We start from the raw sequence: 24,067 nt of genomic DNA on the forward strand, positions 1-24,067 counted from the left end.
TTCATTATTTCACTTTTTTGGTAAACCATAATATCAAATCATCATCCAAACAAACCATTTTTCCTGGATCAACTGGTTTATAGTCATAAGTGACTCCCAACCCATCAGGAATATAGCCGCGTTTGATGTAGAGTCGTTGCGCTTGTCCATAGCCCCCATCTTGTCCACCATATAAGCCAACTCCAAGACCTACATGTGAATGTTGGCTTGCTGCTTTTTCTTCAGCGACTGTTAGTAAAGTACTTCCTATTCCAAATTTGCGAAAAGAGGGTAATACATTTAAGTCCATAATTTCTGGGATTTGTTTCTGAGCAAAGGGTTTATAGAGTGATGACCATTTTAGGGTAACATAGCCGGCGATTTGGTCTTGAATATAAGCCAACCATACGACTCGCTCAGCCTGTTGTTGTTCTTGGTTATACTTTTCAAATAACGACGCAGGTTTTTGCCAATTTGCTTTTTGAAAAGCATCGACCAGAGAGGGGATATCAGACAATGCCAGGGCTTTGATAATAATACCTTGATCACCTGTTATTTTTTTAATTTGAATCATAAAATTTTCCCTGCCAGACTGATTCAAGCATCCCATTCATATGATTTGATGGAAACGGAGTTGACTTATCTTTCTGAATTTCTTTATAAAATATATGCATTTTTTCTGCAATAGGAGCATTTTTAGATAATATTTCATTTATTTTATCGGGCAACTTAATTGAAAATTTATTTGTTAAGTAATCACTTAATGTCTTGTCCCAGTGATCCTTTCCTGCATAGGCTGTTAGAACACCATGTAGCAAATTGACTGAATAACTGCACCTGTCATAATGTTCATGGTCTTTTACAAAATTATGTTCGGTTATTGATAAATCAAATTTCTTTGACAATGCCAAACCAAAATCACTGAGGTAAATGTCATTCTCATCAGCTAAAATGTTATGAAAATGAGCATCCATATGAAGAAAACCTTTTTCCTGCATAAATTCTAAAACCGTTCCAAATGATTTATTCAATTTTTCCAGATGGTTAATTGAATCCAATTCAACGACACTTGGTGACAAAAATTCTTTTAAATGTTGGTGTAAATTTCTTGGAAAATGCTCAAGAAATAATAGAACACTGGTGTTGGCGTTATTCAGACCATGTATACGCTCTTTGATATTTTGGTTGTTTTCCCAATAATCTAAATATTTTTCTGTAGATTTCCAATAGGAAAGATCGGTTTTACTTAAAGAGTTAGGAATAATTCGCCAGCTATACATCATTGGGAAATTGGCGCATTGACCACTGATCACCCAATTCGTTGTCATGATGTGTGCTGCAAGCTCACGCCAAGCGCTAAAACCAGCTGATCCAATACCATATTGATAGCATATCGGTAATTTAAAAATATTAGCCGTTGACATGAAGTTATCTGGCTTTAGTTCAAATTCAGTAATTGGAACCCTTTTTACAAAAACAGGGATGTTCTCGATATCTATTCGAACAGAAGTGCCTCCAATACCAGAATGCATCTCATTTCCGGTTGACAGGACTTGTTGTAATTGTTGATTGCTCATACACGCTAATGTGTTAGAGACAATAGTATATTTCTCAATTCGTTTTGATTCAGTATTCATTCTTGTGCATCTGTTTATACCCTTAGAACTAAATCTTCATTAGGTGATTGGAATATAATGCTTTGAATAAATTGTATCATATAGGGTGATTGAAGTAGGTGCTGACCAACATAAAATACTTTCTTATTTAATTACATCCATCAGCTCAATATCGCCTGGTTGAGTTTTTGACGACAGAATTTTTGAGGCATTACTTTTATTGATTTCAGACAGTACAGGCCGACACTGGCTGTGATTTTGTCGTAATAGTGTTTGTCTATACTGGCTGCATCGCAAGGGGGGCGGGGTCGCCCATTATTTGAAATGCTGAAATGTGTTGATTTTACGCGGTAAAATCAAGGTGATTTTTCTGCGTCACTGCTGGAAAAAATGCAGTGACGCAGAAAAAACAGTTTTATTGATTTGATACTAAACTATAGAAAATAGGTTAATTATGTTTCAGCAAGAGTAGATAATAGATTATGGAAAATAAACGAAATAGAAGGATTTTTTCAATTAAAAATGAATTAATAAAAAAATCTCGTGAAGCTGCTCTATCCGCAATTCAAATTTATAATAATCCTCTTATAACTTTTAAGTCAGAGTCTTTCATTGTTTTGATGAATATTGCCTGGACATACCTTTTACATGCTTATTTTAAGGACAAAAATATTGAGTACCGATACTGTAAGGAAAATCAAAATAGAAATAAATTTCTTAAAACTAAGCATGGTGCTTTTAAACATTGGGAATTAGAAAAATGTTTAAATCATCAATTATGCCCTTTAGAAAATGCTCTAAAGGACAACTTGTTGTTCTTGATAGGAATAAGGCATGAAATTGAGCATCAAATGACAAAAAAAATTGATACATTTTTAAGTGGGAAATTTCAGGCTTGCTGTATAAATTACAATAGTACATTAAAGCGTTTATTTGGAAATGATTTGGGGCTTGAGAAAATTACCCCGATTGCGTTACAGCTATTTTCTTTTGGAGAAAATCAAGTTGATGAGTTAAAAGAACATCAAGGTTTACCTCAAAATTTAATAGACTTCATCGCCGATTTTGAAACTGATTGCAGCTCTACGTCCGATTCTAGATATAGTTACCGAGTTATTTATATGAGAGAGAATCGAAATCATGAGAGTCAGGCTGATAGAGCCTATAGATTTATAGATGAAAATTCTGCTGAAGGAAAAGAAATTCACAATGTTCTTCTGAGAAATAAACAATATAAAAAACTTACCCAGAATAAAGTCGTAGAAATAATTAACAGCCGTGGTTTTGAGGAATTCACCAGGACAAACCATCTATATTTGTGGAAAAAACTATGGAAAGATGCAGATGAACGCAATGAGAAAGCAAAAAAATTTGGGGAGTTAGTTGTTAATAATCAATGGTTATGGTAAGAAGAAACTTGGATTCCAAAAGTGTTAGAACTCCTGCAAGCTAATACAAGTAACTAAAAATTGTCCACAAACAAGTATTGAGTCTGTCCGGAATTCTGTGTAACTAGCCGTCCTGTTATCGGTTAACTCTATCGCCGAATTCGATCATGAAGCGATTCATAGCTGGTTTCCAGTTATGAATCGGCATGGTCCACTTTTGAGAAATTCGTTCAATTGCCAAATAGAGCAATTTAAAAACGGCTTCATCAGAAGGAAACATGCGTTTGTTTTTTATTACTTTCCGTAAGGTCATATTCAATGACTCAATCGCATTGGTGGTATAAATCGCCCGTCGAATATCCGCCGGATAATCAAACAAAGGAATGACCCGTTCCCAATCCCTGCGCCAGGAGATGCTGATAGACGGATACTGGTCATCCCATTTGGCAGAGAAAGCATCCAGTGCCATTTCAGCCTCAATGAGCGTATTTGCACTGTAGATGCTTTTTAAATCAGCGGCAAGTATTTTGCGGTCTTTCCAGCTCACATAAGACAGGGATTGGCGGATTTTATGGACAATACAAAGCTGAACTTTGGCGTAAGGGTAGACCGTTTCGATGGCTTCCGGGAAACCAGTCAAGCCGTCAACACAGGCAATAAATATCTCATCCAGACCTCTGTTTTTTAAATCAGTCAGCACATTAAGCCAGAATTTTGCGCCCTCATTTTGGCTAATCCACATGCCAAGTAACTCTTTTTGCCCTCCGGTATTTACGCCCAGTGCCAAATACACCGCTTTATTAGTAATGCCTTTATCCGTCTTTACCTTGACCACCAGACAATCCAGATAAACAATGGGAAAGCAGCTATCCAGAGGCCTTGATTGCCAGGCTCGCACATCAGCCAAAACAGCATCAGTAACATTGGAAATTAACGTTGGGGAAATGGTAGTCCCATAAATTTCTTCCAGCTCTGACTGGATATCACGGGTGCTTAATCCACGAGAATAAAAGGAAATAATTTTCTCATCAAGACCGTCAAAGCGAGTGGCATGCTTGGGGATGAGTTGCGGCTCGAACGAGCCCGCGCGGTCCCGAGGTACGGCAATTTCCATTTCACCTTCACTGACATGAATTTTCTTTTTGCTATAACCGTTTCGAGAATTATCTTTGCGTGATTCACCTTTATCATGCTTTTCATAGCCCAGATGTGCAGTAAGCTCGCCGGCTAGAGCAGCTTCCAATCCTCGTCTTTTTAATTGTTTGAAAAACTCGGTGAAATCTTCAGGTGTTTTGCAATTTCTGGCTATCTCTTTTGCCAATTCATCTATATCTTCAGTCATAGTTGTTCTCATCATATTTGTCAGCACTATCCAGTGCCGACAGATTATATGCTATGACTAATTACACAAAATTATTTACAGATCCCAAGTATTATTTTGAGTGATTTATGGGCATTCTTATTTTATAAACTTCTCCACCATTAAGAAGTGCAAATGCCTGTCCTTTGGGCAAAGAAATGATATCGTCCACTCCAATCATTGGCACAGAAGAAGTTTGAACCCGATCCTCATTAGTCGTATTAAAATAAACCCCATCGTCTCCATGTGGCGTATCATTCACCATAGAGACCTGGGTATGTCCAACAACGCCAACTTGAGGCAGCACTTTAACCAGCAAATTGGCTGTTTCTTCATTTTTAACACGCAACATAATCAGGGTATTAAAATTCCCCTCAGATACCTCCGCCTTAGCCCTGGAACCAAGAGCAACTTCCATATCTTGTATAGTTTGAGCATAGGCAGTTACCCGAAAGCCGGCACCACCAGCTTTATTTAGAATCTTCACAAAAGAGTCCTGGATAATTTCTGACAACTCATCGCAGTGTAGATTTAAAGTGTACCGCGGGTTAGGTTCTTTGTAGATTTTACCTGCTGTGGAAACCAGATCAGACAAAAAGGCTTTTCCTACTGCTTGGGCAATATTGGGATTGGTTAGGCTATCTAAGCCGATATAAAGCACTTTCTTATTTTTAATTACATCCATCAGCTCAATTTCATTTGGCTTAACTTTTGACGATAAGATTTTTGAGGCATTACTCTTATTGATTTCAGACAGTACAGGACCAACACTGGCTGTGATTTTGTCGTAATAATGTTTATCCATAATAGCAGCATCGTAGAGATCTATTAAGATTTGGTCGTGTAGGGCTTCAGCATTGTTGCTTTTGATAGTTTTGTTGATATGGTCTTTGACATACTGAATGACCGCCTGGTGGCGTTCCATTGGGGATTTAGTTTTATTATTTTTTCCTATTTTACTATCATGTTCTTCGATGATTTCATCTATCTCTTTGACGTGGTCAAGTAAAACGATACAACCCAGTTAAGCTACTTTTTTCAAATTCATTTCCCTCTGTTGCTCATATTGATTTGGAGACACATATCCCAAAAACGAATGAAGCCGCCTGCTATTATAAAACATAGCAATATAATCCAAGATATCTTGCTGTGCTTCATAACGAGTCTGGTAGTTTTTCCACTGCACCAGTTCTTGCTTCAGTGAACCAAAAAAACTTTCAGCCACTGCATTATCCCAACAATCTCCTTTACGACTCATGCTCCCCTTACAACCATGCTGAGCCAAAAGCTGTATGTATGGTTTACTGGCATACTGAACTCCTCGATCGGAATGAACAATAAGCCCTAGCTCTGGTTTTCGCTGCCAAATTGCCATCTTTAGTGCGTCGCAGACTAAATCAGCTTTCATTCGAGAGCTCATACTCCAGCCCACTACTTTTCGTGAATACAAATCTAAAACCACTGCCAAATAAAGCCAGCCTTCCTGCGTCCAAACATAAGTGATGTCTGATACATATGCTCGATTAGGTGAGTCAACGGTAAACTGGCGATTTAGCTCGTTATTAAATAAAGGCTTTTTGTGTTTGCTGTTAGTAGTTACCTTGTATTTCTTTCGATAACGAACCCACACACCAGCCTCTTTCATCAGTCTGCGCGTCTTATTCCGACCAATAGGATAGCCCAATGCATTCAGAGCCTTCCTCATACGACGACTTCCGTAAGTCTGCTGAGAGGACTCGGAAACCTTTTTAATCCAATCCATTAATTCAGTGCGCTCTGGGTTATCTGGGTGACTTTGCCGTTTGGAGTAACCGTAGTACCCATTGCGCTTCACGCCCAGTAATCGACACATCAGGTCGATAGGCCAGGTCTTCTTATGTCGGGCTATAAACGCATATTTCACTTCGTTTCTTGAGCAAAGAAGACCGCCGCTTTTTTTAATATTTCTTTTTCCATCTTCAGCCGTTTGACTTCTTCCCTTAAGCGGCGTATCTCTACCTGTTCTTCTGTAAGTTTACCCAGGCCTCGGAACGCTTGACCCTCCTCTTGCACAGCCTCTTTTACCCAACGGCATAGCAGCTCGTACTTGACTCCAAGGCTTTCTGCTGCTGTTTTGCGTTCATAACCTTGTTCCAAAACAAGACTAACAGCATCCAACTTAAATTCTTTTGAATATTTTACTCGTGTTGACATTTTTTCCTCCAATTAAGAGCATTATATCCCTTAACTGGGTTGGTCGCTTCTATTAGACCACGTCACTTGATGATAATTAGGGTAATGGTTAGGAAGAATGTTATCAGCATAGGACATTAACAGCTGTTCTAATCGGCTGATATAGAAGGCTATTGTTTGGTAGGTGATTGATTGATTCATTTCCTCTAAGCATATAGCAACGATATTGACGTATTTCCATGCAAAGGCTGCGAACTGTTTTCCTTCTCCCTCTGCGGATATTGCATCGGTGATGCGTGTGGCAACTTCGCTGATTTGGTCGAAATTCTTTAAAGGGTTGTATTGTGCAGAGTGTTCTGGAAAGCCTAAGTGTACGGTTTTGAAGTCTTCTGTCCGTCCTGATACTTTACAGGCTGCCATCATGTCTCTAACCAGATCTTGATCACCTTTGGGGTCTACAACAATGACAGCATCACCGTTGCGGATATCTTGGTTAATCAAAATGCTGGCTAAACGGGTTTTTCCCACTCGGGTTGTACCAACAACGAAAGTATGGCCTACTCGTACATCTTGAGGTATGTATACGGGCTTATCTTCTTCACCTACACCATGCAAGAATGGACTACCACCAACAGGTGGATCAGGTCTAAAAGGGTTTAGTTTCGAATTGGTATTCAACCATTTGGCTAGCTTTGTATGTTCATGGTTTTGGCAGAATCTTCTGGCCAGCTGGTAGCAATGGCTTCGCTGCATGAACTTTTCATTTTTAACTTGTTTAATTTGATGTAGTTTTTGAGTGTGGCTTGGTCGCCAGCGAAACCCCTTACCCAGGAACAACCAGTTTTTCGATAAGGGTATTTCTGTGGTCGATAGGGCATAGGTGGGCATGGCTAATAATCTTCGGTGATAGCGTCTTACTTTAATTGCTTGCCAGGCTCTATAAGTTCCAGGGATTAATAATACGAGAGCAGCATATAATCCCATGGTTTGTGTTAGTAAAAACAAATGCGGTTGGGTATATGCCAGCAAGGAGAGAGATAAACAGGTAATGGCTGACCAGGCTTCTGTTGGTTCTCTTAATAGGTTATTAATGGGGTAATTGCTCATAGTCGACTCCCAATCATCAAAGCATCAATGAATACAAAAATAGCCAGCAGATACCAGCGAGCATTTAGGGCGGTTCTCAGTTGCTCTGCGGTAAGTTGGTGTTGATTCTGTAGGTGTGAAATTAGCTTTGGCCATAACAGGATAAGGGCTAAATAGAGCACTCCATGCAGAGCAAGAAATAATGGCTGGATGGTAGTGAAGGTGCTTTGCCAGCGAGTCAGTAGATTGCTATTAATGAACCAGGGCGCAATCGCTAATAAGGCAATGATTGGTAAAACGGTTTGAATTAATACTATAATGGATGAACGGATATAATGTTTAATCATAGGGATAACTCCAAATGAGAAAGGTATTTCGGTTGTTGGCCGTTGTTCTTGATGCCATTTTTGGAGTGGCAGAGGATAAACCTGCCAAACGCTATATGTCTGTTTATGAGGCTCAAGATAAACTTGAGAATGGCTTGATCACTATTCGTGAATATAATGAAGCCTTTGAACGTAAGGATGTGCTTTAACATGTTCATCGAATTCCTTTTGAAATAATTTTTATTCCTGTCTTGGCTACATGCATACCGGATTGAGCCATGCTTTCACTATTCCTATCCGCACCATTAACCAAATCCATAAGACCAGCCCCCGCGTCACCGCCAAAATGGCTTGATAACCTCAGCAATAAAACAGGCGCGACAAAGTAAAACATTACAGCCATATTCTTCATGGCAGAAATCGCATCGTTTTCACCTAATGGGTCAAGCACGGAGCGTTCAAGAAATCCAACCAGATGCCATAGATATTGAAGAAAAATAGCCATGACAAATAAGGCGCACAAACTGCCTAATGCCCTGGAGCTATAGCAGCTTAAAGACAAAACCATTGGGGTGAGAATGATTAAAAAGAACATAAAAAACGCTTGCATCACAGGCAGGGTTTGCATGATTGCTTCTCTTTTTAATGGGGTGGATGTCCAGGATTTTGTCCATTGTCCGACATTGACCAGGCTATGGGTAATGGCAGATGCGACCTTTCCATTGTTATTGTCCATGAGATTTTGCATTGAACTTGTCTGCATGTCTTTGCTTTCTTGCAAGAGCATCTTGGCAATAAAATCTTCTGCGCTGATGTCCGCTTTCCAGGCCTTGGGGTGTTTCACTTTATACTGACGAACCCTATCCAGCATGGCATAGTAGTTTAGATGTTTATTAAAAACACTAGCCTGATTAGAGACTTCAACCAGGTCAGTTTTGATTTTATTCCACCATTGCTGACAGCTGGGATAACCATCTTCTGGCAGTTGTTCGGTTGGGATATCGCCACGATTAGCCGCTTTTTCAAGATTGCGATTAGGAGCTTGATGAAAGGTAAAGCCTGGCACGGGTTGGCGAGCATGAAGTTTAGTGTAATACATCTTTTGCAGGATTTTAGAACCCATCCAGTTTAAATCATCTTCACCGCCATAGCGTTTGAGCATGGGATCTAATTCACTGGCTTCATGCTTTTCACTGTTGAATTGCGTTCTAGCTTCAATAAAACATTGTTTATGAAAATCCAATGCCTGTTTGCGAATGCTCTGGGGTAGATAGGTTGATACCAGATCGCCTTGAATGGATTGCAAACTATCGGTGCAACCCGTCACCTTCATAAGACTGTAGGTAAAGCTCGACATAAAATTCTGGATGATGGCAAAGCCTATAGGAATTTTGACCTGGTTAGTCAGTAGATCCGCAAAGGCTTCATCATAAGTTGTGCCGCTGTCGCCAATGACCGCGGTTGTTGGGTTCTTCAGTCCACATAAGGGTTTAAATTGTAAGGCTTTGGTTTCCAATGGTACGCAAGGATAGACAAATAAGCTGCATATTAGGAAAGTGACTGCCAATTCATAAAGGAAATTATTTAAAGCATGTTCCACCGCATAGAAAGCACCGGCTGGATTGAGCACATTTTTAAGAAAGCGATGACCAATGGCCAAAAAACCAAGATATAACAGCCCTGTTTGCCACAGGGCGTTAAATAGAATCTCATATTGTTGCCAGCCTAAATAGGTGGTGTAGAGGGATAAAGGATTAAAGACGATCATGATTAAGCTCCTTTATTTTCTTTGACGTAGATTGATCCATTTTTTACTGCTGGCTGTTCATGATCCTGGCCTGGGATATTTTGGTTTTGTGCTTGGTGGCGAATGTCCATGATGGTTCCTAAAGTCTCATTCATCATTTTTTTGCGGACATCGTTTTCAAAGGACAAAGAGTGTATGTCATCATCCAGTTTTTTCAGGGCAAACAAGACCATGTTCATAGCAGGTTTTAAATTCTGAACTTCTTGCACTTGCAATCCAGCCTGTAAAATACGACGCATCATTAAGGCTTTATCCAACATGTTTTGGACAGCAATTTCCTCAGCTAATTTCGAGACTGTGAGCATCTGTTCTTCACGGGGTAAATGTTGAATTGTGATAATGACTTCATCAGTAATTAGCAAATTGGAGGCACTGACTTTATGCAGATTTTCTTCAGTCAATGTCCATGTACCATTGACTAAATTCCATAGGGCTTTGGCAATGTTCTGACTACAGGTATTAGCATTCGCACAACTTTGCAATAAAGCTGATAAGCCTATCCCTGCTTTAGCATCGTGATTTTGCTTGTTTTCACTGCTGCTGACTTGAATATCACCCAAAACCTTAACTGCCCAATTGGCAGCATCAGTGGGCGTTGGCCAGCTTAGAGTCATAGGGATTTTAGTACTTGGTTTCTCCAAGGAGTTTAAAGGTTTTCTCTCCAAAAGAATGTTGTACCCAGCAATGACTACATCATTAATCACCTTAATGGGGCGTTGGAATTTACCGCCAGCATTGCCTTTATCACTGCCTATCCAGGGTAGACCGTATTCATCTCTTTTTTGAGCAATACTTTTTGACGTTTCGGTCACATCGACGTTTTCCTTCTTAGCCCGTTTAGCAGCATCGAGCCATCCCTGACTATCCGAGACTGATAACATGCCTTCCATAGGAGATTGGTTTTGTTCCAGTGCTTGTTTAACTTCCTGACAATCTTTAACTTTGAGTGAAAATTCATTTTGCGCGCTAGATGCAGCATTTTGTAGAACATTGTATAAAGCAGGCATGGACTGCTGTAGCTTATAAAGAGGAAATCCCGCAACAGAACCTTTTAAATTATCAATTACGCCGCCAGGGATATTTAATGCTGATTTCTTTAAATCCTGAAAAGTATTGGTAATGGATACCACAGGATTAAAACCACTACAGGAAAAGCCCATACGGCCATCTATATCTGCACCAATAACCAGTGTTTGATCTTTATTGACTGGTGGAATAAATAAATTGGATGTTCCTCCTAATTCGTAATAGTAATCAGATTGGCTGGGCATAAAGCTGCCAGCATGGATCAGTGAAGGTATTAGTAAGATAAGCAGTAGTGATTTTTTCATGGCATCGTCCTATCGTTTTTGAGGTTGTTCTACTTTGGGAAAGGTTAAAAAGTTCACGAGTTTGCCTTCGTGCTGAATACAGCCGCGGTATTTACGCCAGAGGACAAATACATAATTACCATTACCCGCTTTGTCATCTTCTATACCAAAATCCTGCGCATCTCCTGGGTGAATATTTCGATTAATGGGGTAGATTTCCTGCCATATGACTTTGGTTTTTCTCGGATCATAAATAGCATTAGCAACTACACAGTTTTTCCCACAGGAATTACGGGTTGATTTGGTGACATGAAGGGGATTTTTATTAGTGACAATATCTACAGCGTGCATGGCTCCAACAACTGAAGCTCTATAGTTATAGGGTTGAGTCACTCGCATTAATCTTGGAATTTCAGAGCCCCAATTTTGGGTGAATGTGCCAATGTCATGGTTAATTAATAGGTGTGGATGAGTTCCCATATACAATAATTCAGCGGCTTCCGTTCTATCCATGACCGCATCAGCTTCTGCAAGATAATAAGGGACTCCAAAACCAGTTTCTGGTTTGTGTGATAGATAGGGGATACGGTAAAACGCAGCAGGGCTGCCAATTACATCAACAATTCGGGTGCGTTCATCATTGATATGCAGATCGGTGGTTTGACCGCTGTCATTGCCAAACCCTAATTCAGAACCAGTCGCAGTTTTATAGGCATGTTGATATATTGTTCTTGCTGCCTTATTTTCGTAAAGCGTTCGTGCTTCAAGCCAGGGATTCTCTTCTGGTTTATTGCTGACGGTAATCACCAAATCTGGCAAAAACTGTTCAATCGCAGGGGTGACTTCAAGTCTTGGCGGTAAACGTCCCACCGTCCAAGTGCAAGAGCCAATGACTTTGTAATGGCTGTTATGAAACAGCTTTTGCAAAACCCGTGTGGCGATTATGAAGGTATTCACAGGATGAGGCGGGCTTGTGCTTTCTAAAGCAAAGGCAGTATTAGTCATAAAAATAAGCCCTGTTATTAGTAGTTGTTTTGGGTTGTTCGAGCTTTTTAGCCATGATTTCAGCGGCGACCAGGACATCATGTTCTTTCTCCAGAAGGTGGCGTTGTGCTTTTTCAGATTTCTCAGTCATTAAGAGGGCAAGCAGGTAGCGAGGTGGAATGACGCGAAACAATCCTTGGTAGCGTGACCCTAATAAAACTGCTTCTGCATACAAACCTTTTTGCGAATCAATATCTCTGATTAATGTTTCTTGCTGCGGTGTTAAGGATTTAAAGCGTTTCACATCAGTGATTTCTTTTTCATCTAGCCCCAATAAAATCCAGGTTTCAATTAACGATAAAATCTTTGCAGCCTTTTCAGAATTCATGTCGGTGACATTTTGGGTAATCGCAACCAGCCAAAGCCCGAGTTTTCTGGCTACTTTGGCAACCAGTAAACATACGGTCACAACAGAAGGAATTTGAAATTGCAAATGCGATTCATCAATAAAGAGGAAGGTTGGTCTGTTATCGTTCTGGGTGGCTTCTGCCATGGCTAATATTCTGGGTAACAACGACACCATAACCAAGGCCAGTTTTCCGGTATCATCTTTAATGGCAGAAATATCAATATGAAAGATATCAAAATCACCTAAAGGCTCTGTTGGCACATTAAAGAAGCGTGATTTTGCGCTGTTAATGACATAACTGTTTAATCGGTCGTGCATATCCAGAATCCGGTCTTTCTTGCGTGCAACTGTTTCTTTATCCAGCCTCCGTTGAAAGCTACTTACAATATGCTCAGTCAGCATTTGTGGTATGCCGTTATTAAATGAAGTTAGGATGGCATCAATTAATACTTCAATAAGCAGCGTTTCATCAGCCAAGGTAAATTGTTCTTCTTCCAGGGCATTAGCTTCCGTAATCATGGTACGTAAAGCCAAGGCAAGCTCTGCAAGGTATGCGCGAGAACCATCACCACAAGCCAAATCTTCTGAATTTGCAGGATCTTTAAGATCCATGATTTTTTGAGCCATTAAAGCTGCTTGTTCCTCGCTTAAATTATCTGTAATTTCCGGAATGGCTTTATATGCTTCGCAAAATGGATTTAGTGGAACGGCTTCCTCTTTCTTATTGCTCAATAATAATTGCTTGGTTTTTTTGCCATGGGCTTTGGCATGAATGAGCATCCGGTCAAATGAGTTTCCCATTTCAAAAAGCACCACACGGGCGTTTTTCATGGCGAGTAGTGATTGAATCATCCAACCTGTTAAAACTGACTTACCACCGCCAGAGTTGGCGAAAATCGCGCAATGAGAATTTTGGCTAATAAAATCATGGTGAAGTAAGTCAAAGAAAACAGGTTCACCTAAGCGGTTGAAAAAAGGAAAGCAGGGTAGATGCCTTGCGCCTTGGTTTCGGCCATAGACTGGAAGCAGAGCTGCAAGCTCCGTGGCATACATCAGGCGGTCAAAGCATAAGTACTTACGGGCATAGTGGGGATCGAAATTAAACGGCAGGGCATTGAGCCAGGAATTTAAAGGGTGGATATCATAGCTGGAATGAATTAAGGGCATCTTTGCATCGTTGAAAATGGTATGTAGGTTTTTTTCTATAACCTGAGCTTGTTGCTCATCTTTGGCTTGATAAAAAACGGCCTGATTAACCCAGAACAGGCGATTGCCAGTACTTAATTCATTACGGGCTGTTTTTATATCATCTCTGACCTCTTGGGGTTTTAGGCTGGTTCCCACAATTCCTTTTTCTAATCGTGTTAAATGGGAATCAAGATTTTCATCATGGCTAAAGACGACTTGAATGGTGTAGATGCTTCCTTCTGGCAAAGTATCTAAAAGCGCATATCGGTGCTTAGGATTGGCTTGTTGTCTTTCTCGGGAGACTAAACCAATAATGGGCGCTTCTTTTAAGCCATCAACATACAGGATTCTTTGTTTTCGGCCTTCAAAAATAAATCCTTGCTCATCGCTCTCAGGCGGGGAAAAGAATATATTTTGCGCCAGATTAAAACCTGCGGGTATGGGATTAGGGTAGGGATATTGCTCCAAGATCTCATCGGCTGATCTAGGATTAAACCAGCGTATCCACCACTGATAATAATCCTGGCCTGTAAGACGTTTGATTTCGAGGCCTGGCGAACGCAGTTTGGTTTCAATCTGACTGACTACTTCCTGATGTTCGAGAAGAATTTGCTCGCGGGGTAGAGTGGTTTGATGTAGTTGCCTATAAAACAATACTCGGATTCTTCGTCTGCGGCCACGATAAGGCACACCTGTTTTCGGATCGAGAAATAAGCCTTCTGGCCTGGTCATTTTGTTGTAGAGATCTTGCAGGCGTTGTAAGTAATCTTGTGTTAGTGGATTTTCAACGAGTTGTTGTGGGATTTTGGATTTAATATGATCGATAACGGGATCAAGGCAATATTCATCTTGAACAAACATTTGCATGACCCAAGGATCTATCGCATGAAGGGGAACTACTGTTGCAAAGGTATCGCGGATTTTATTAAAGACAGCGTGCAAGTATTCAGGCGAAGCTGCTTCGGCTTGAATATCACCTAGCTCAAACCCTGAACCTAAACTTTTTCCATTAGCAAATAAAAACACTTGTTCTTGTTCGTTGAAATCAACAATGGCCAGCCTGTCAGCAAAAGAAGGTAAAGGATTGGCGTATTGCTTTTTAATGGTTTGTTCTTTTATAGCCTGGGGATTCATTTCCCCAAGCAACCAGTTAGATAATCGTTTCATCATGCCTCCTTAATACAGTTCTGATGCCAGGGCATATTGATTTTGTTTGTAAAGAAAAAAGCGTGTGGTATAGGCTGGTTTGATGATTTGTTCATCGCTGAGCTGAGCCACATGCGCAAAAATATGAATAGGCACTTCTGGATTCGGCAGCTGCTTAAATTCTTCGTCTGAATCCTCAAATCGTACCTGTTGTATAACAGCCTTTTGTACAGGCTGCTGCATGCTTTGCTGATAGAGCTGGTTGACAGTTAAACCCTGCTCAGGAATGGCGCTTTGCGATATATTGGCGGTTGAACAAGCGCTCAAAGCCAGACTAGCGCAAAGCATTGTCAAAGTTCTTTTGTTGATGGTAACCATAATCTAATACCCTCCCTTGGTGTTCTTTATCAATGGCTATGGTTTGACTGAAATGAAAACTGAATTGATTTGGTATAAAGCCTGAGTGGCTGCGGATGCTGGCTGGAACAAAAACCATATCGAAGCTGCCTTGTATTCTTTTCTCAAGCCAATCGGTGATTTTTTGGCTGCCCTCGTTGATGGCTCCACCAGCTGCAAAATGGGCTAAATCACCAGTAGGCGTGGCAATTGCAGAACCACCTTCAGCTTGATAACTCATTTGCCACTTGGATAAAGCATTGCCTGCCCCTTGAATACCGCCAGCAGCCATAAAAGCGGCTAAAACTCTGGGGGCATTAGTGATGTATTGTCCTTTAATGCAAGGATTGCCGAATTGGGTAGTTAGATAACCAATGCTGTCATTGTTCACCAGCTCCGCAGAGCTTTTCATTTGTTCCTGACCAGCACTGACGAAATGTCCATCTTCAAAGACAAATAAAGCTGAGGTGACATAAGCACGGACGCAGCTGATATTATCGAGGAAAGAGCCTACGCCAATGGAATAACCGCTGATTTTCATACCAATGATTTCTTCCGGCAATTGCATCCCATTGGCTGTCATTAAATCGCCACGGCTGACCATTGCGGTAAAAGGAAATAAGGGCTGCATCAGTTTGCCTTCAACAGGTACTTCACCCATTAGGGCAGACAAAAGCGTAACTTTGCTAAAGTCACTACCTGCCGGAATGGTATAGAAGGGTGTTTTGGTTGGAGCTTCTTCTTTAGTAGATGAGTCTTGGTCTGCAAATATTTTTCCTTCAATAGGGGCTTTATCCAGCAATCCATCCAGATCTTTGATTTGGCCAGATACAGGAGCTTGAGTGCCTTCCATGGGATAAGATTGAGTTTGATGATCGGTAAGTGCTGAGAGCTTTTCTTTCAGCGTTTGCAATTCATCTTGTAGCGTATGGCTTGCTTCTTGTATGGGTTGCTTTAATTGTTTTTGCAGCGATTTATTCTCCTTGTGCATTTGTTCCAGCTTCTTTTCTGTTTCCAGAAGTCTTGCAGACACATCACGGATGTTGTCGTTGAATTGGCTGGTGATGGCTTCATGAAAATTGTTGGGATTAGGTGTGTCATCATGGATAGGCGTACTATGACGGCTATTGATAAGAATCATGACGACTGCAAAAACCACCGATCCAGCTAAGATTTTAATGCCTTTGTTTTTGTTCATCGGCTGTACCTCGCATGTTGAGTAAGCGCTGTTGCAAAGGGTTGGTCGGAAACCACAAAGACAGTTGTGCTTTCATGTTGAGTCCGCGGAGGCAATTCACTTTTGGGATAGAAACTTGCGGTTTGCCAATGCCCCATGAGTTTTGAAAATTGCAGTTTCATGGGTTGATTCAGCAGGTTTTTCAAATCGACCGCAGTCACATAGAGACTACCGCCACGCCATGAAGCCAGAGGGTGAGCTTCAATGCTTGCTCCATAGAATAAGGGGATGGTTTTATTGGTTTGCATGGGCGAGCGATAAATACCCTCTGGAATATCTCTGACACGCTCTGGCGAGTACAAGGCTTGAATGGCAAAACGGGTGAGCTGTATAGCATTGTATTCATATTGGCTTGCACTTGATTGATGGGTGACTTTGGGATCATCAATGAGGATTTCAATAGGAGTGGTATTAACGGCTTTCTCATTGGCTTTAAGATTCAGTATGACCACTTCGCCTTCGGGTAGGAGTTGCACAATCAAACGTGCATCGTTGAAGGTGTCTTTAGCCTTTAAATACAGACTGCCTTTTAATTTCAGAATATCTAAGTTGGTACTGAGCTGTTGATCAATGATTTTAATGGCCTGGGGAAATTGAACGAGCCTTTCTTTATTGATAGGTAATTCAATCGTTAAAGGGACTTTTTCCCAAACCAGATGTTCGCTTTGCAGCGCGTAGCTTACTTGCGTGAGCATAAAGCCAATTATTAATAATATGTGTTTAATGAGTTTCATGGGATTCCTCCGTATCGACCAATAAATCTTGTAAACGTTCTTCAGGACGGGTGTAGCCATCGAGGGCGAGTTGGAAAGGGTTGTGTAAACGAGACAAATTGAGTTTGACCACACGTAGGTGATAGGCCACTACCTTGTCGGCAATCACCATACCGCTGTTGTCTTTCAGTCTTTGAGTAATGCGCAGGATTAATTTTACCTCCCAGGTATCAGGACCAATTTTTCTAATATCTTGAGGCTCCATGAAACGATAGAGACTGGCTACTTGACTGCGGTCAAAGAGCTGCGCGTTTTTATAAGCTCCCAGCGTTTCTCTGAGTAATTGTTCATGACGAGAGGTAAAATAATAATGAAAAACTTTGATATTTTGGTTAAATTCTTCTTTGCCTTTATTAGACCAGGTGTATAGCGTTGGTATTAATGAGGACACAAATCCTTGCACATATTCATTAGGGATATCGCTTGCTTTCATTAAACCGCCATTGGCCGCCATATTAGGACTTAGCCAAAACTCATAGCGTTTGGGCATGGTCATGAGGTTAATGATTAAGGCTAAAACGATGGCTGATAACAGGCCGATAAAAGCCAGTAATAAACGGTTATGATGCTGCAGGTTGTCGATTTTTTTCCAATATTCAAACATGAGGCTCTCCAACAGATTTATTCTTTTGCCACTGTCCCTGATAATGAATCCAGGGCGAGTGTTTGAGCCTTAATCGCACCATCCATTGAATGGTTTTCTTCATCACATAACCATAAGGTTTGCCTGCTTTGATACGGGCGACTCCTTTTGGCCATACGGTAATGGAGAGGATGAATCCAATCACAAAACCGATGCAGCCAGCGGCCAGCGGATACCCTGCCATTGTTCCTAAAAGGATAAAAAGCAGGGTGGTTACTGGTGTTGTAGTAATGACAATCCAAAACAATTCACGCAGACTTAAGCCTTTCCAGGCTGGGAAGTCATGTGATAGATGGCGCGAAGAAGGCTGACTCATAATTTCACCTCCTATATTTTGAACTTGGTAATCATGGTATAACCCACATAACCAGAAGCGATGCTAATGGCTAAATAGGTAATCCCCATTACGGCAAAAGTACCGAAGGCCACCATGGAACCTTCGTTCTTTTTGGATTCTTCAATACCGTGTTGTACCGTGGTAATGAACTTGATAAAGGTCACGACTGCGGTGATGAACAGCAATAAGCCAAGACCCTGTTTGACGTAATTGCCTGTTACCGACATCATGCTTTTGGAACCGTCACCGATGTTGTCCGCATCAGAAATTTTAGGGAACCAGTTATCTGCCAATAACACAGGGGCGTAAAAAAGATTGACAGCTCCCAGGTAGAGCATGCGAAGCGTTGTTTTCATGTTGTCTCCTTAACGAATAACACTAAAATGAAAATCATCAGGCCAATGACAAGCCTGACCATTCGAGAGCCGAAGTTCAGCAAGTATCCTTGTTGCTGTTTTTCCTCGGCTCCCATCATGTGGTTGACGCACCACATCACCGCTAAAATCACCAGGCTTATGGCAATAAAACGGATACTGCTGGAAAAGACTTGGGCTGAGATGTTGTTGCTGGCTTGTTTGAATGTTGAAGCAAACATTCTCGCTATTTCGTCTTTACTCATTAGGGTTTCCTCACAAAATCCATTTCTAATGGTTTAATTTTTCGAGGGGCAATGATGGGCTGGTTGATATAGTCAATCAGCCCGTTGCGGATGTTTAGCAAGTCCTCTCTCAATCCTGCGTGATGTTGTCCTTGCAGATCTTCAAATCCTTCGATTTGAAATTGGATACGAGCGTTAGGTGTTATCTGTGTTTGCGCTTCATCAAGCAAAGGCATGATGGCGTTAATCTGATTAATAATGCGTACCAGTGTTTCATTCAAATCAGGGTTATTCGCTGAACATTGCAGGCTTATTATCATTAAGGTGAGGCATAGTATTCGTTTCATGGTTTCTCCCTATAAGTATTTCTTAAAGCGGCTGGCCGTCATGGCTACCATTAATCCCATCAACAAACTGACAGGCACAAAGACATAAGCAGGGGGGATGCTGACAGGCAGGGCAAGCCACAGCATGAGTAAAATCACCAGTCCTTTTTTCAAATAGTGATTAAGCTTGTGGAACACATAAGAGGATTCACGACCTAAACAAGCAGTGCGTATTGCTCTTTGATTTAGGCCGTCAACCAGACCTGCAATCATGGTTAAAGCAAATAAGGGCAGGGCGGCGAATAGGATAATGAGTTTGATTAAAAGGCACTGGCTGCTTAATAAAAGGATCTGCAAGAATTGTTGTGATTTTTCGATTAAGTCCTTGGCAAGATCGTTGATGGCTAATTTATTTAAATAAGGAATGGTAAATGCCCAATCTGGTTTGGCATTTAAAGGAAGTGCTGCCAGCAGTGAGCCTTGATAAACAGGGGTAATAGCCTCTCTTTGAGTGTTTACAAGGGTATTCACTTTTTCAAAAGCAAAGGAGTAACCATGCAGCAGCCATTGACTTAAAGCCCAGATAATAATCGCCAACCAACCTAAAAATAGTACTATGATTAACTGCATGGTCATTTGTCTTGAATATTGCTTTACTGCCATACAGCCCCCTCAGCAATGATTAAGGGGTAATGTTGTTCGTGAAGGTATGCAAGCAATGGATCAACATTGACAGGCAGTAATGGTAGTTTGAATTTATCTTGCAAAGCGACAATGGTTTCAAAGTCATTCACATTGGTAATGAATCCTGTGGCTTGCATGGATTTTAATTCTTCTTGATGCTGTTCTAACCATTGAATGGACGATTTATCTGCACCTATGACAAACAAGGGCATGTTTAATAAATTGGTATCCAATGTTTTGCGACTGACTTTGCCTGCGTTGGCTTTGCTTTTGGCTGGTACGCCTATGGGGCTGGACAGATTTAATTTTAATGACGCATCACTTTGTGACAGGGTTAACGGAATGACATTCATGCTATGAACATTCAACGCGACCAATAGCAAGAGCAGAATCCTAATCATTAAAATCTCCCTAAATCGACGACTTGCGAGTTTTTACCGTTGGCTATTAACAGTAATGGAGTTTGTTTCTTGGCAAGCGTTAAGCTTTCAAATTGTTGGTTGCCAGGGGTTAGGGTGATTTGTTGACTGGTTACTAATTGAATAGGGATCTGATGTCGATTCGCCCACAGTTGTATTGCGTTATTGTCCATATCCAGAAACAGCAGGTTAAGCTTTGTATTGGGAGTACGGTTAATCGCGTCAATAAGTTGGAGGACAATGGTAGTTACTGCATCGTCAGGTTTGATAAATAAATAGAGTGTTTCACCTGTTTTTAATTGAATAGGTTGATGCGCATAGGGTGAGTAAGGTGAGGGATCAAAATCGCCAACAACAGGTACATCTTTAAACAGTTCGTTATAGGCTTTGTAAAAAGCATTGTTCCAAGCGATATTTTGCGCCACTTTTTGCGCTTCCTGGTGAGCAGCCAAGCTGGCAAAATGTTCACGCTCCACATCATCTCTGGCGTTAAGTCCAAGGATATCAATTGGTGTCATGCGCAAGTCTTTATAATAAACGCCACTCCTGCTCTGCATTAATTGCAGATAGCGTTTTTCTTCTTTTTCATTTAATCCCCAGACTTTAGCTTCTTGCTTTTGAGCGTCATTTAGTTGGAAATCTTTTTCTTCGATGACTTCATCATGAAACTCAGTAAGGCCTGCTTTTGCCAAGGCATTGTCGGCTTGTTGCATGGGTGAGGTGGCAATGCCAGGGATATACAAACCAGCGATGGCTTGTTGCCCAAGTACTAATCCCATGGCTAAAGTAGATAGCTTAAGCATGGCTCACCTCATGTTGATTTAAGCGAACCAGTACATGGGCTTTATCCGCGTTTTCAAATTCTATGATTTGCTTAGCAAAATCGATTTCAAAAACTGTCCAACCAGCTAACGTATCGCCTTTTTCTAATGCTTGAGTTTTGTAGTGGTAAGCAATGGATGCAACGGGTATTTCCTGGATGCTGTCTATGCTTAATACCTTAAAGGGCAGTTGACTTGCAGAGAGCATTTTCACAGGTTGCTTTTTCTCATCTAAGTGGCGTAATAAATCCGTAATACCTTCGAGTTGTTTTTTAATTGCACCTTGTTCTGTAGTGAATATTTCACCTAATTGATGATCGTCTTTATTTTTCAGTTGCTGGATGAAGTTATTTAATTGGTTGAGGTTTTGGGTAATTGGCGATAAATCAGGTTGTTCTACAGGTTGTTTTAATTGTGTTTGAATAGATGTGAGTTGTTCGCCAAGGATATTTAGCTCATTATGATTTGCAGGCGATTGATTTTTTGCACATACAAAAGTAATTAATAAAACATTTAAAACAAGCAGGCTAAGCCATTTAACATCCAGATACTTTTTCATCTTGCGCTCCTTGCAATCAGACTAAAATTGATTTCCCTTAACAAATCATCTTGTTTGAGCGTGAACAGCTGTTGCCCCACCAATACCGTCAGACCTCGCTCAATGGTTAGTGGACCAAGATTTCTAATGACTTGTGGTAATGGTTGTTGAAAAACTTGTTGCAGGCTTTCGCTTTGCTTTTCTTTAGGAGTAAGGTGATAACCGGAATAACGTAACCAGTAATTCACTGCTTCCCCTATGGTTTGAATGGAGGCAGGAAAATGAATCTGTTGCACAGTTTTTAATGGATTAATTTGAGCGGCTAGTGGTTGATTGCTAACCGTGGCATAGCGGCTTACTTGGGTGATATTAGCTGCATGAACTTGCAGACCACATAACATAAGGCTGAATAGCATAGTTTTTTTAAGCATCATCGCCTCCTGATTGATTTCTAAGTGCCTGCGCTTGTTCATGTTGTGCCACTGCTTTGCGGACAAAGACTTCTTTACGTTCAATATCAACATGCTTAGGCGCTTCTATACCTAGCCTGATTAGCCCCTCGTTTTCAGAAATCAGATGTACTTTGATTCGGCCTTTATCAATGTAAATTGCTTCGCCGATACGACGGATTAAGGTCAGCATGGTGTTTTCTCCTTAGCTTCTTTGAAGAGGTAGTCTTTCATTTGGTTGATATGCAGTTGAACGACCAGGGGATCTGTAGGGACATGCGGTTCAGTTTTTTGTTTGATCGCTTCTTGACGGGCTTGGATGCCTTTTTGGATGTTGGTGCAATACTCATAAAAAATAGGCAGACAAGGAGGAACAGCTAGCTTCTTCTTTATTTGTTCTAAAGCAAGTTTCAGCACCTGATTGTCAAACTCTTTCAAACCTTCTGACCATTCTCGTTTGGAGAGTTCAAGAAAATTTGTGTTGCTGTAAGTTGACACCCACAGATATCCATAAATTGCTGCGAAGCGCATAAACAGTGTATCCATTCTCTTATCGTGCTCTGGTGTTGTCGAATGAGAGGATATTGCTTCCTGGGTCTGATGATTCATCAAAGTCGAAATCGAAGGTTGCATCTTTGCAGGATTCAGTAAGGATATCTGTTGCTGATTTTTTCCGAGAACGTGCTTGATTGGCTTCATTCTGCTGCTCCTCTTGGGTTTTTAAGGTAAGTAATTCATCGTTCCAACATTTGCGTGAAAGCCAGGTGGCTGGGTATTTCCAGTTCGGCAGCCATTCGCCAATAAACTCCATTTCTTCACGGTTATTAATTTGGGCTTGAAGTCCGTTTAGTATTTGTTCAACCATTTGTTCATCCGGTTGTAGATAACCAAACTCACGCCAGGCTTTAGTTCTGTCTTGTTTTAAAGGATAAAGAGACCAAAATTTTTCAAATTGCTGCTTTAAAAAAATAAAACGATCTTTGGAGTTATGAGGTGTGTCGGGTTTTGTGTTTTGCGCTGTGCTGGGTTTTTGATATTTTTTATCGTAACTTGATGATTTAATATTATTTTTATCGTTCGGATTTGTGACGGGTTGATGTGTCGGGTTTGTGACGGGTTTATTTTGAGCAGACAAATCCGAATTGGCTAAAAGGCATTTTAAAATGAGTTGTTTCCCAATAGATTTAATCTCCACTAATCCAGCGCGTTCAAGAGCATAGATGATACGGCGTAATTGTGGGCGACTTGGGCTACCAGAGTGTTCGAAGCCTTGGTGTGGTTCAACGTAGAGGGCTTCAGCAAGCTGTTGATAGCTGATTTTACGTTTAACGCCTACCAGAAAGGTATTACGATCCATATACGGGCGAATCCCCAGCAAATATGCTGATTGCTGAATGTAAGGCAATCCCATCAGCGCAGATAATTCATCGGTATTAACAAACAAAAATCCCATTTCGCTATTTCATCCTTAATAAGCACTGCTAAAAACAGCACTTGCACTATCAAATGGTTTCAATTAGTATCAATCAATAACACGAAGTGTGTTGTTGATAACCCATTGTAAATAGGCGCTTTTTAGAGTCAATGGGGTATTTCCTTTTGATAGCAAATGAACCTAAATGAATATGAAAAAAAATATTGGTAGTAGGATTACGCAGGCTAGAAAGGCGAATGGGTTGACGATTAAAGTCTTGGCTGAGAGGACGGGATTAGGGGCTGCTAGAATTGGAAATTGGGAGCAGGGTACGAGAAGCCCTGGACCAGGGGAAGCGAAGGTATTATCTAGGGAGTTAGGAGTTGCTGCTTCTTGGTTGCTTTGTTTAACGGATGATCCTTTTGGGGAGCGACTTGATGATATTGTTAAGGAGTTATTGGTTTAGAGTTTTATTCATCTAGTTTTGCGTATGTGCAGATAGTAGCTAATTGGCTACCTTAATCAAGCCCTTATCCATCTGATTATGTTAAGAAAACAAATAGGCGAAGGTTAAAATAAAACCAGGTTAAAATAAAACCATTGAATCAAAATAATGGGCAATGTATACTAAAAAATTTTTTTGATAGTAAAAAGGTCCAAG

28 protein-coding genes and 3 pseudogenes are annotated in these 24,067 nt (G+C 40.8%); 3 read left to right on the forward strand and 28 right to left on the reverse strand.

Going from position 1 to position 24,067, the window contains the following annotated elements; translation table 11 throughout:
- Positions 1 to 4: 4 nt before the first annotated feature.
- From GH742_RS06295 to GH742_RS15845, 3 genes and pseudogenes are all read right to left on the reverse strand, one after another.
- Positions 5 to 553: a GNAT family N-acetyltransferase gene (locus GH742_RS06295; RefSeq protein WP_203456588.1), complete on the reverse strand. Its 549-nt coding sequence runs from the start codon at positions 551 to 553 to the stop codon at positions 5 to 7.
- Positions 540 to 1,616, reverse strand: a complete 1,077-nt coding sequence (locus GH742_RS06300) for a hypothetical protein (RefSeq protein ID WP_203456589.1) — start codon at positions 1,614 to 1,616, stop codon at positions 540 to 542. The genes GH742_RS06295 and GH742_RS06300 overlap by 14 nt, the downstream gene beginning before the upstream one ends.
- Before the next feature lie 65 nt (positions 1,617 to 1,681).
- Positions 1,682 to 1,888, reverse strand: a pseudogene (locus GH742_RS15845) (conjugative coupling factor TraD, PFGI-1 class); the annotation flags it as partial.
- A gap of 189 nt (positions 1,889 to 2,077) precedes the next feature.
- Between GH742_RS15845 and GH742_RS06305 the strand changes: the two are divergent.
- Complete coding sequence (locus GH742_RS06305) at positions 2,078 to 3,004, forward strand: DUF3644 domain-containing protein (RefSeq protein ID WP_203456590.1); 927 nt, start codon at positions 2,078 to 2,080, stop codon at positions 3,002 to 3,004.
- A gap of 115 nt (positions 3,005 to 3,119) precedes the next feature.
- Here GH742_RS06305 and GH742_RS06310 read toward each other — a convergent pair whose 3' ends face one another.
- The 5 genes and pseudogenes from GH742_RS06310 to GH742_RS06330 all read right to left on the reverse strand — a co-directional run bounded on the left by GH742_RS06310 (position 3,120) and on the right by GH742_RS06330 (position 7,948).
- Complete coding sequence (locus tag GH742_RS06310; protein WP_370569547.1) at positions 3,120 to 4,337, reverse strand: IS256 family transposase; 1,218 nt, start codon at positions 4,335 to 4,337, stop codon at positions 3,120 to 3,122.
- A gap of 79 nt (positions 4,338 to 4,416) precedes the next feature.
- A pseudogene (locus tag GH742_RS06315) lies at positions 4,417 to 5,337 on the reverse strand (TraM recognition domain-containing protein); the annotation flags it as partial.
- Between the two features lie 30 nt (positions 5,338 to 5,367).
- Positions 5,368 to 6,536, reverse strand: a protein-coding gene (locus GH742_RS06320; protein WP_151293563.1) for an IS3 family transposase whose coding sequence is annotated in 2 segments (ribosomal slippage) — positions 5,368 to 6,272 and positions 6,272 to 6,536 — 1,170 coding nt in all. Because the reading frame shifts where the segments join, the coding sequence is not laid out codon by codon here.
- A 66-nt stretch (positions 6,537 to 6,602) separates the two neighbouring features.
- A pseudogene (gene traD / locus GH742_RS06325) lies at positions 6,603 to 7,622 on the reverse strand (conjugative transfer system coupling protein TraD); the annotation flags it as partial.
- Entirely contained in the window at positions 7,619 to 7,948 is a 330-nt protein-coding gene (locus GH742_RS06330; RefSeq protein ID WP_203456591.1) for a hypothetical protein, read from the reverse strand. The pseudogene traD and the gene GH742_RS06330, both read right to left, overlap by 4 nt.
- Before the next feature lie 14 nt (positions 7,949 to 7,962).
- On the opposite strand from GH742_RS06330, the gene GH742_RS06335 reads away from it, so the two are divergent.
- Entirely contained in the window at positions 7,963 to 8,136 is a 174-nt protein-coding gene (locus GH742_RS06335; protein WP_203456592.1) for a hypothetical protein, read from the forward strand.
- Between the two features lie 5 nt (positions 8,137 to 8,141).
- Here the strand turns inward: GH742_RS06335 and GH742_RS06340 are convergent, their stop codons facing one another.
- From GH742_RS06340 to GH742_RS06435, 20 genes are read right to left on the reverse strand one after another with little or no spacing between them, the layout of a single operon-like run.
- The gene (locus tag GH742_RS06340; protein ID WP_203456593.1) at positions 8,142 to 9,695 is read right to left on the reverse strand and encodes a conjugal transfer protein TraG N-terminal domain-containing protein; all 1,554 of its coding nucleotides are present in this window, start codon (positions 9,693 to 9,695) and stop codon (positions 8,142 to 8,144) included.
- A 2-nt stretch (positions 9,696 to 9,697) separates the two neighbouring features.
- On the reverse strand, positions 9,698 to 11,065 hold the full coding sequence (locus GH742_RS06345; protein WP_203456594.1) for an integrating conjugative element protein: 1,368 nt from the start codon (positions 11,063 to 11,065) through the stop codon (positions 9,698 to 9,700).
- Positions 11,066 to 11,074: 9 nt separating this feature from the next.
- Positions 11,075 to 12,049 carry a TIGR03756 family integrating conjugative element protein gene (locus GH742_RS06350; RefSeq protein WP_203456595.1) on the reverse strand — a complete coding sequence of 325 codons (975 nt, stop codon included), beginning with the start codon at positions 12,047 to 12,049 and terminating at the stop codon, positions 11,075 to 11,077.
- On the reverse strand, positions 12,042 to 14,792 hold the full coding sequence (locus tag GH742_RS06355; RefSeq protein ID WP_203456873.1) for a conjugative transfer ATPase: 2,751 nt from the start codon (positions 14,790 to 14,792) through the stop codon (positions 12,042 to 12,044). Before GH742_RS06355 ends, GH742_RS06350 begins: the two co-directional genes overlap by 8 nt.
- 9 nt (positions 14,793 to 14,801) lie before the next feature.
- Positions 14,802 to 15,149 carry a TIGR03751 family conjugal transfer lipoprotein gene (locus tag GH742_RS06360; RefSeq protein ID WP_203456596.1) on the reverse strand — a complete coding sequence of 116 codons (348 nt, stop codon included), beginning with the start codon at positions 15,147 to 15,149 and terminating at the stop codon, positions 14,802 to 14,804.
- On the reverse strand, positions 15,106 to 16,365 hold the full coding sequence (locus GH742_RS06365; RefSeq protein WP_203456597.1) for a TIGR03752 family integrating conjugative element protein: 1,260 nt from the start codon (positions 16,363 to 16,365) through the stop codon (positions 15,106 to 15,108). Before GH742_RS06365 ends, GH742_RS06360 begins: the two co-directional genes overlap by 44 nt.
- Positions 16,362 to 17,138 (reverse strand): TIGR03749 family integrating conjugative element protein, encoded by a 777-nt coding sequence (locus GH742_RS06370; protein WP_203456598.1) that lies wholly within the window; start codon positions 17,136 to 17,138, stop codon positions 16,362 to 16,364. Before GH742_RS06370 ends, GH742_RS06365 begins: the two co-directional genes overlap by 4 nt.
- Positions 17,125 to 17,781 (reverse strand): TIGR03746 family integrating conjugative element protein, encoded by a 657-nt coding sequence (locus tag GH742_RS06375; RefSeq protein WP_203456599.1) that lies wholly within the window; start codon positions 17,779 to 17,781, stop codon positions 17,125 to 17,127. Before GH742_RS06375 ends, GH742_RS06370 begins: the two co-directional genes overlap by 14 nt.
- Positions 17,774 to 18,136, reverse strand: a complete 363-nt coding sequence (locus tag GH742_RS06380) for a TIGR03750 family conjugal transfer protein (RefSeq protein ID WP_010946729.1) — start codon at positions 18,134 to 18,136, stop codon at positions 17,774 to 17,776. Before GH742_RS06380 ends, GH742_RS06375 begins: the two co-directional genes overlap by 8 nt.
- An 11-nt stretch (positions 18,137 to 18,147) precedes the next feature.
- Complete coding sequence (locus GH742_RS06385; protein ID WP_127057240.1) at positions 18,148 to 18,513, reverse strand: hypothetical protein; 366 nt, start codon at positions 18,511 to 18,513, stop codon at positions 18,148 to 18,150.
- A complete protein-coding gene (locus GH742_RS06390) occupies positions 18,510 to 18,776 on the reverse strand; it encodes a hypothetical protein (protein ID WP_010946731.1) in 267 nt (88 codons plus the stop codon). Before GH742_RS06390 ends, GH742_RS06385 begins: the two co-directional genes overlap by 4 nt.
- Entirely contained in the window at positions 18,776 to 19,102 is a 327-nt protein-coding gene (locus GH742_RS06395; protein WP_203456600.1) for an RAQPRD family integrative conjugative element protein, read from the reverse strand. Before GH742_RS06395 ends, GH742_RS06390 begins: the two co-directional genes overlap by 1 nt.
- A 9-nt stretch (positions 19,103 to 19,111) precedes the next feature.
- On the reverse strand, positions 19,112 to 19,744 hold the full coding sequence (locus GH742_RS06400; RefSeq protein ID WP_203456601.1) for a DUF4400 domain-containing protein: 633 nt from the start codon (positions 19,742 to 19,744) through the stop codon (positions 19,112 to 19,114).
- Positions 19,735 to 20,166, reverse strand: coding sequence for an integrating conjugative element protein (locus tag GH742_RS06405; RefSeq protein WP_203456602.1), 432 nt, complete (start codon positions 20,164 to 20,166; stop codon positions 19,735 to 19,737). The genes GH742_RS06400 and GH742_RS06405 overlap by 10 nt, the downstream gene beginning before the upstream one ends.
- Positions 20,166 to 20,987, reverse strand: coding sequence for a TIGR03759 family integrating conjugative element protein (locus tag GH742_RS06410; RefSeq protein ID WP_203456603.1), 822 nt, complete (start codon positions 20,985 to 20,987; stop codon positions 20,166 to 20,168). The genes GH742_RS06405 and GH742_RS06410 overlap by 1 nt, the downstream gene beginning before the upstream one ends.
- Positions 20,980 to 21,564, reverse strand: a complete 585-nt coding sequence (locus GH742_RS06415; RefSeq protein WP_203456604.1) for a hypothetical protein — start codon at positions 21,562 to 21,564, stop codon at positions 20,980 to 20,982. The genes GH742_RS06410 and GH742_RS06415 overlap by 8 nt, the downstream gene beginning before the upstream one ends.
- The gene (locus GH742_RS06420; RefSeq protein WP_203456874.1) at positions 21,561 to 21,974 is read right to left on the reverse strand and encodes a hypothetical protein; all 414 of its coding nucleotides are present in this window, start codon (positions 21,972 to 21,974) and stop codon (positions 21,561 to 21,563) included. The genes GH742_RS06415 and GH742_RS06420 overlap by 4 nt, the downstream gene beginning before the upstream one ends.
- The gene (locus GH742_RS06425) at positions 21,967 to 22,185 is read right to left on the reverse strand and encodes a carbon storage regulator (RefSeq protein ID WP_028384173.1); all 219 of its coding nucleotides are present in this window, start codon (positions 22,183 to 22,185) and stop codon (positions 21,967 to 21,969) included. The genes GH742_RS06420 and GH742_RS06425 overlap by 8 nt, the downstream gene beginning before the upstream one ends.
- Positions 22,179 to 22,538 (reverse strand): hypothetical protein, encoded by a 360-nt coding sequence (locus GH742_RS06430; RefSeq protein ID WP_203456605.1) that lies wholly within the window; start codon positions 22,536 to 22,538, stop codon positions 22,179 to 22,181. The genes GH742_RS06425 and GH742_RS06430 overlap by 7 nt, the downstream gene beginning before the upstream one ends.
- A gap of 4 nt (positions 22,539 to 22,542) precedes the next feature.
- Positions 22,543 to 23,445, reverse strand: coding sequence for a hypothetical protein (locus GH742_RS06435; RefSeq protein ID WP_203456606.1), 903 nt, complete (start codon positions 23,443 to 23,445; stop codon positions 22,543 to 22,545).
- A gap of 166 nt (positions 23,446 to 23,611) precedes the next feature.
- Here GH742_RS06435 and GH742_RS06440 point away from each other — a divergent pair, with 166 nt between their 5' ends.
- Positions 23,612 to 23,872, forward strand: a complete 261-nt coding sequence (locus GH742_RS06440) for a helix-turn-helix domain-containing protein (protein WP_120082988.1) — start codon at positions 23,612 to 23,614, stop codon at positions 23,870 to 23,872.
- Positions 23,873 to 24,067: the final 195 nt, after the last annotated feature.

Source organism: Legionella sp. MW5194 (genome assembly GCF_016864235.1).
GTDB lineage: Bacteria > Pseudomonadota > Gammaproteobacteria > Legionellales > Legionellaceae > Legionella_C.